Raw genomic sequence first — 7,285 nt, 5'->3', positions numbered from 1 at the left:
CGGGCGGTGGGTGGCTGAGGGAATTCGCCGGTGGCGAATTCGTGCGCGCGGCACGCGCCGTTAGGGTGGGGCGTCTGGCGTCGCTGCGCTCCGCCAATCTTGGGGCATTGTCCCGGGCCTACGGCCCGTCAATCGGTCGGCTTTCCCTCCTCATTGGCCGGGGTTTTTCACGGCCCTACGGGCCGGTTTGCTGGCAGCCTTTCCCGGGCTGCGCCCGGGGGTGCGCGTTGACGATGTGACGCGAAATTCGGGTAGTAGCCCCTTCCCCCGATCGGGCGGGGGTGCCGGCCCGGGCCTGCGGCCCCGGGCGTGACGATGTGTCGCGGACTTCCGGTGTCAGTCACAGCCTCACCCCCTGGCCCCTCCCCCGGTCCCGGCCGATGGCCGGTCCGGCCGCCTGTTTGCTGGGCTGTCGGCCCCATCCGCCGCCCTCGGAGCGGGGCCTGCGGCCCTCGGGGTGCCACCTCCGGACCGCCCGTCCGGCTCCGGCCTGACGGCCCCCGTGGCGGGCCCTCACGAGCACCCCGCACGGCGGGCTCTGACTGGCCCTCAACCACAGATTTCGGACCGGCATCCGAAGGGTTTCCGGCGGCGTTTCCTGGAGTGCCGAACGGCTCTATCCTACCGGCCTTCGAGCGGGCGCGAGACGCAAACAGACAGCCTCGCTCACATCGTCCATCGCGGCTCTATCAGACCGCCTTCCCTGCGAGAATGCGAATTCCCTTTCCGCTTTCTTTCAGACGGAAATCAGAAAGCCCCGCGAGGCGCAGCGAGCCAAAATCTAATTCAGGCACGCCGAAAAGGGGCCTGCGGCCCTCACCACCGACACCACGACCGCCAAACCAGGCCGCCCCGAAAATGCCGCTCGCCGTCAACGGAACAATTTCCGGAGCAGCACCACCGAACCGAACACCGGACAGGACGGCCAGGGCGCAGCGGTGGCGACGGCCTAGACAGCGGGCGAGGACGGCGTCCAGGCCGGCCCCGGAGACGGCGGGCAACCCAGGGCCCGGGACGGCCAAGACGACGGCCAGGCGGCCACCAGGGCGGGCGCGGGCGGGCAAGACGACCGAACCGGGCGCAGCGGGACGGCCTGGCGGCCGACCACGACGGCGGCCAAGGCGCAGCAGGGCGGCGGCAGCCTGGACGGCGATCGAGGACGGCGGCCCGAGCGCAGTGCCGCGGCGGGGAGGCGCCGAGGCCGGCGGACCGGCCCAGGCCCGTGCAACACGGCACTGCAACACACCCGCCCCACGGCCCTCCCAGCCACATAACACCTGGTCAGACCCGCAACACGCCCCCGTGTTGCACCCCACAGCCCCTCACCAAACCGCCGAACACCGGCCACCAGAACAAGGCCAGCCCCGACGACCGCCAACGGCGCGCACCCGGACGGCGGCCCGAGCAGCGGGCGCGGCGGCGGCCTCGACGGACACCCCGGGCAGCCGGAGCCACCGGCCTGGACGGCGGCACAGCCGGCGCGGCGACGACCCGCACCCGGACGGCAGCCGCGGACGCAGCACGAACGGCTGCTGGTGGCTGTCGCGCCCACCTGTCGCGCCCCCACCACCCACAGGGGATCACCGGCATCCACCCACGTCACAGCACACGACACCACCCCACACGACAGGCAGGCGCGACAAGGGGCGCGACAACACCCCCGGCCACCGACCCCCGGCAACAGGCCCTCCTGCACACCCTCCAGGGCGGCCTGACGGCCACCCAGCCACGGGCCGCCGGGCGATGGCACATAGGCAATCATCGTCCATATGACGATAACGATGAAGGGGCTGCAGGCCGCCGTGCGTGACATGGCCGCCGGCCTCGACGGTGTGACGGCAAACGATCTGGTCGCGTTCGATCCCCAAGACGGCGCCCGCCCCTACCTCGGGGTCCAGGACGGGATCATCCACTGGGTCGTGGAGGAGCGCGGTCAGTTGCTCCACCACCAGAGCACCAACGACCTCAACGAAGCCCTGCACCGGGTCGCCCTCAAGGCCACCCGCTCGATGGCCATGCGCTGGGAGCTGCGACAGCGGGACCGCTTCCCCGCAGACCGGGACACCCGGATCGGCTGGCTCGCCAAGCAAGTCGAACTGCTCCGACGCCTCGACGCCCAATGGGCCGAGCAGTTCCGCACCGGCATCCCCGCCCAATGCCCAGGAGTACGACTGGAGGACGTGGACGCCCACCCCCTCACATGACCGTTCAGCCAAGCCACCGACGGCGGACCGGTCCGAACGGCGGGAGACCCGGACGGCGGCCACAGCCGGGCACGCCCCCGACCGGCACCCGGACGGCGACGGATGTCGTCTGCCGCGAGATCGTCAGTGGCCTGCCATGAGATGTCCGTGACGCGTGTACCCACCCAGGACGCCGTACGGCGTCAGTCGCGGATAGAGCAGGGCTCGCCTCGTCACTGGCCACTGCAACAGGAAGCGCCAGGCTGGGGCCCTGGATCCGACTGACACCACCCCGTGACAAACCCACTGCCACTTCACGGCAAACCCCACTGCCATCCCCGCGACAGTCCACAACCCTGGCCTCGGACGCGGCGCCGGCCCAGCCGACCGTCACCCGGCGGCAGATACGGGGACGAGGGCCCAGCCCGGCCCCACCAAACCGAACACCGACCCCACCACCACCCACGCCCCCACAATTCCAACCCGAATTCAGACCACCACCGGAAGCCAATCCACCAAAACAGCGACACGGAATTCCCGCCCGAATACCCGGCGAAAAACCCCTCCAACCCGCCGAGCAGACCGACAGCACCCCCAACCCCACCCACCACCACACACAGTCACCAACCCGGGGCCCGCCGCCACCCTCGCCCGGCACCCCAACAGGACCAACCAAAGGTCCAGACAACCAGCGATCAGAGGCCAAAATACGCCCACACAACCCAACAGGTCACACCCTCCGACCCCTCGCCGGGTAGAGCTTGGCGTGCAGTACCCGGTCCTCCCACCACGGATCAGCCGGAGCGAAGACCAGCGCGGCCACAAGCTCCCGCTTGGTCAGAGCGGGCAGCACCAACAGGCCCAAGTCCTTCGCGGCACGGTCCCGCTCGCACTGCGGGCACTCCAACCGGCCCGGGGCAGCCTTCTCGGTCAGCTCCAACAGCGAGCCCTCCTCCCCGCCGATCGAACCCCGACACGTCCCACAAAGCCTCCAGCTTCCAGGCCGGCACCGTGCACAACACCACCCCGCCCGGGCGGCGGTGCGAGGATGGCCACCGCACAGTCCTGGAGCGCGCTGCCTGATGAAGGCAGAGGCCTCCCAACAGGGGTGTCGTTGCTGCCGAGTAGCATCCGGCCGTGCTCGGCCGCGTGGCCGGTTCCAGGGGCGGACAGCGGGAGAAGTCGGGTGTCGGATTCGATGTGGTCGGTGCTGGCGGAGAGCGAGCGTGAGCGGTGGGAGGCCATGCCGCTGGTCGGGGTGGGTCCGCTGCGGTTCGGTATGACGCGCGGGCAGGTCAGCGCCGCGTTGGGACGCGGGCCCGGGATGAGTAGCGGCGACTGCGCGGTCTACTCCCCGTCCGACCCATGGGTATGGGGGAACATGCTCACGGCCTACTTCCGCCCCGCCGGAGCGGACGACGTTCCGCCGGACTTGCCAGGACGCTCCCTCACGGGGGAGATCGACGACGGCTACGAGTACATGCCTGGGCACAGGTATGGTGGCGTGCTCGCTGCACTCGCCGTCGACGCCCGGTTCGGTCCGCAGGTCCGCTGGGAGGGCCTGGCCTGACCGGACGCGTGCCGTCGGCGACCGACGACGCGGTATACGCCAAGCTCCAAGACCGTGGCCTGGACAAGCAGATCCGCTTCTCCCAGGAAGGCACCTACAGTTACGGGGAAATCGGCCTCCTGCTGCGCGTCCAGCGCGCCGGCGACATCCTGCTCACCCGGCCGGTCTTCGCCGCCCCGGCCTGGATCGAGCGCCTGGGTGATACCTCGGAAGGACCGATTCCCGCCCGGGAGTGGAACAACCACTGACCCGCGCGCCACCGACAACGTCATCTCACGCCACCTCGGAAGACCGCCGCGCAGCAGCCGCCGGGGCGGCGGGTCCACCGGCCATGAAGCCCGTACTCCCAGGTGCGCTCCTCCACCGGGACCTGGCCGCAGTCGGCACAGCGACCTGCGCAGATATGGGCCCGACTGACACACCGGCCGTGATCAACTCCGACATCGCCGTCTCAGCCAATCTGCAACACCGCTGGTCGCAGCGTTAGTGATCTTGCAAGTTCATTGAGACCACACACTCGCCTGACAGTCCGTTGGTCACTCCCGGGGAAACCCGGCCGCACGACTGTCAGTGGGGAGCGCTATGTTCACGAACGTTGATCAGACCTGGTAGAGGGGGCATCGTGACGGATCTCAAGAGCGGGACGATCAGCTGGGAGGAGGTGCGCGCCCTCATCTCCGCGGGGGTTCCGCAGGGGGTGATTAAGCGGCTCTCCCCCGTGCCCGCCGCCGAGTTGAGCCATCTGCGCGCTCCGCTGCGCAAGCTCCGCGCCGAGCTCTCGCGCGAGCTCTCCTCGGGCGACATGAACCGCTATTCCGCCGCCTACAACCAGCTCGCCGCGCTTCAGTTCGCCGGGATCCACTCCGCCGCCACTCCCGCCCAGGCCCTCGAGTGGCTGACGACCCGCCCGCTCCTCGACATCACCTGGCCCCTGCCCGGCGGTGGTTCCACCAACCCGGACCACCACGTCCTGCTGATGGCCCTGCTCTCACCGCACCGGGACCAGGCGTTCCACCGCGAACTCGCGATCCGGCTCGCCGAGTGGCTGCCCGCGCGGGGCAACCACGACCGGTGGCTGATCACCCACGGCCTCGCCGTCTGGTCGGGCGCCGAACTCCCCACCACCGACGGCTACATGATCGGCTGGGTGCGTGAGGGTGACTCGATTCGCTACCCCTACCACCGCGAGATCGGCGAGTGGTTCGCCAAGCAGGGCCTGCGCGAGCCGGTGCCGCACCACGACACCCTGCTCTCCTGGCTGCGCGCCCAGCCCAGGCTGGCCGAGTTCGTCCGCCGCCTGTTCGAAGTCCCGGACATCGGCACCGAGTTCACCGATCCCTACGCCGCCCGCTTCGGGCCGGACAACGAGTGGCCCAAGGTGCTCACCACCCTGGCGAGCGAGGGCGTGCTCGACCGCGCCGAGCTGATCGACCTCTGCCTCGGAAAACTCCTGCGCGGCGACCGGCCCGGCAACCTGCGAGGGTTCCTCCAGTTGTACGCGGCGCTCACGCTCGACCCCGAGGAGGTCCTCGCCCGGACCCGCGATCACGTCCGGCTGGCCGCCGACGGCGCACCGACCGCCGCCAAGGCCGCCCAGGCGGCGCTGGTGCCCGTGGACCACCGGCTCTCCGCCGAGGTGTTCACCGAGCTGACGGCCGCCGTCCTGGCCCGCCCGGAGAAGACCCTCGCCACCACCCAGCTGAGCCGCGCCGCCGCCGCCCTGCGCCGCAGCCCCGCCACGGCGGACGGCCTGCTGCCCGCCGTCAGCGTGGCCTTCGCCCACCCGGCTCCGGCCGTCCAGGAGCGCGCTCTGCGCCTCGCCGCCCAGCACCTGTCCGGCGTCGCCCCGGCCACCGCCGAAGCCGTGCGCAGCGCCGCCGTCGCCCTCGGCCCGGCCCTCCGGCCCGAGTCCCACCGTTTGCTGGCCATCCAGGCCCCGGCGGTGGAGGAAGCCGCCGAACCGCACGCCGTCGCACCGCCCATGGGCCAGGTCGCGCTGCCCGCCGCACCCGCCGGCCCGCTCGACCTCGCCGAGCGGCTAGCGGCCGTGATGGCCGACCAGGTGCCTGACCCTGGCGAGTTCGAGATGGTCCTCGCCGCCCTCGTCACCGAGCACCACCGTGACGCCGCGGCCCTCCACGCTGCCCTCGCTCCGCTCACCGCGGGCCGCAACGACGAACCGATCACGATCTGGCAGGCCCACCGCCTCGAGGAAGCACTCGGCTGCCTGCTCGATGCCCTGACCGGCCGCAGCCACCCGGCGGCGCAGCACGCCGCCGAAATGCTCGACTGGCCCGCTCACCTTCGCAGTCCGGGGACCATCCCGGTGCTGCGTGTGCTGGAGGCCGCGTCCCGGATCGGGCAGGCGCCGGTGCCGCTGCTGCTCGCCACCCCGACCGCCGCCGATGGCGCCGTCGATCCGACGGTGTTCACCAAGCGATTGGCGGCGCACCGGGCCGCCGGGGCCTTGCCCTGGCCCGCCGACCTGGCCCAGTCACTGCTCCGGCTGCCCCCGCACGCGTTGGCGGCCGCCCGCTCGGCCGCCGCCGAACTCGGGTGCGAGCTGCCGGCCGACACCCCGCCGCCCACGCCGGACGCCTTTCACACCCAGCTGCCGAGCCAGCTCGAGCGGGCCGCCCCGTACGGGGTGCTCGACACGATTGCCCGTATCGCGCCGTTCGTCCGCGCCGCCGAACCCGCCCCCGAAGGCATCACTGGTCTGCTCCATGCCCTTCCCGACCCGGCCGAAGCCGGTCTGTTCATCGGCATGGCGGCGCCGCGTCCCAGCGTGCTCGCTCAGCTGCCCTGGGTGGCGCCCTGGCACCCGGAGACCGTCGCCACGCACGGCCTGCCCTCCCTGGTGTCTCAGGTGAACTCCTCCAGTCACCACGTACTCAACCCCTGGCTGCCCCGGCTCGCCGAGGTCCCGGGCGAGCCCGCAGCGGTGTACCACCTGGCGCTCGTGTACGGGCTGACGGCCGCCCGCGCGGAGAACCGCACCGTGGCGCTGGACGCCCTGCTGATCCTGAACGCGCGCGGGCGGCTGCGTCCCGAGGTGCTCGGCGAGTGGATCGCGGGGCTGTGGCGGCTGACGGCGGCCAAGCCGAACCGGTTCCTGCCCGTTCTGGCCGACGCCGCGCGCAGCGGTGCGGGCCGGCCGGTCTGGGAGGTGCTCACTGCCCTGATCACCGTGCTCGCCGCCGAAGAACCGGGCGTGCGCGGACTGGCGGACGCCCTCGCGCTGGCCGCCGAATGCGCGGCGGCGGACGGCATCCGGACGGCTCTGCCCGCCCTCGACGTCCTCATGGCTTCGACCGCGCCCCGCCGCGTCCGGACGGAGGCCGCCCGGCTGGCCCGAATACTCGCCTCGTGACGCGAGGAGGGCTCCGTTCCGGAACTCGATCGGGAAGCAGTACGGCTGGCGTCATGCCCGGCAGGGGGTCTGTCCAGCGAACGGTGTAACTCGGTTGGGTTGAGTTAACGACGGCCAGCGGAGAGACGGCCGTCGAAGGCGATCTCGAAGGCGTTCAAC

The 7,285-nt window shown here is 71.5% G+C and carries 6 protein-coding genes; 4 read left to right on the top strand and 2 right to left on the bottom strand.

Annotated elements, in window-relative coordinates:
* Positions 1-689: 689 nt before the first annotated feature.
* Entirely contained in the window at positions 690-875 is a 186-nt protein-coding gene (locus ACIRVF_RS42835; RefSeq protein ID WP_402830657.1) for a hypothetical protein, read from the bottom strand.
* An 894-nt stretch (positions 876-1,769) separates the two neighbouring features.
* Between ACIRVF_RS42835 and ACIRVF_RS42830 the strand changes: the two genes are divergently transcribed.
* Positions 1,770-2,204: an Imm63 family immunity protein gene (locus ACIRVF_RS42830; RefSeq protein WP_402830654.1), complete on the top strand. Its 435-nt coding sequence runs from the start codon at positions 1,770-1,772 to the stop codon at positions 2,202-2,204.
* A 709-nt stretch (positions 2,205-2,913) separates the two neighbouring features.
* Here ACIRVF_RS42830 and ACIRVF_RS42825 read toward each other — a convergent pair.
* A complete protein-coding gene (locus tag ACIRVF_RS42825; protein WP_402830651.1) occupies positions 2,914-3,123 on the bottom strand; it encodes a hypothetical protein in 210 nt (69 codons plus the stop codon).
* 246 nt (positions 3,124-3,369) lie between these two features.
* Here ACIRVF_RS42825 and ACIRVF_RS42820 point away from each other — a divergent pair, with 246 nt between their 5' ends.
* The 3 genes from ACIRVF_RS42820 to ACIRVF_RS42810 all read left to right on the top strand — a co-directional run bounded on the left by ACIRVF_RS42820 (position 3,370) and on the right by ACIRVF_RS42810 (position 7,126).
* Complete coding sequence (locus ACIRVF_RS42820) at positions 3,370-3,753, top strand: hypothetical protein (protein WP_402830648.1); 384 nt, start codon at positions 3,370-3,372, stop codon at positions 3,751-3,753.
* An 8-nt stretch (positions 3,754-3,761) separates the two neighbouring features.
* Entirely contained in the window at positions 3,762-4,001 is a 240-nt protein-coding gene (locus ACIRVF_RS42815; protein ID WP_402830645.1) for a hypothetical protein, read from the top strand.
* A gap of 374 nt (positions 4,002-4,375) precedes the next feature.
* Positions 4,376-7,126: a DUF6493 family protein gene (locus ACIRVF_RS42810; protein WP_402830642.1), complete on the top strand. Its 2,751-nt coding sequence runs from the start codon at positions 4,376-4,378 to the stop codon at positions 7,124-7,126.
* Positions 7,127-7,285 lie beyond the last annotated feature (159 nt).

This window comes from Kitasatospora sp. NPDC101157, assembly GCF_044768255.1.
GTDB lineage: Bacteria > Actinomycetota > Actinomycetes > Streptomycetales > Streptomycetaceae > Kitasatospora.
Note: the sequence above shows the minus strand (reverse complement) of the source record. Positions and strands in the feature narration are given on the sequence as shown.

Coding starts and splice junctions, on each gene's coding strand:
- ACIRVF_RS42830 (WP_402830654.1), top strand. CDS start 1,770: ATGACGATAACGATGAAGGGGCTGCAGGCCGCCGTGCGTGACATGGCC.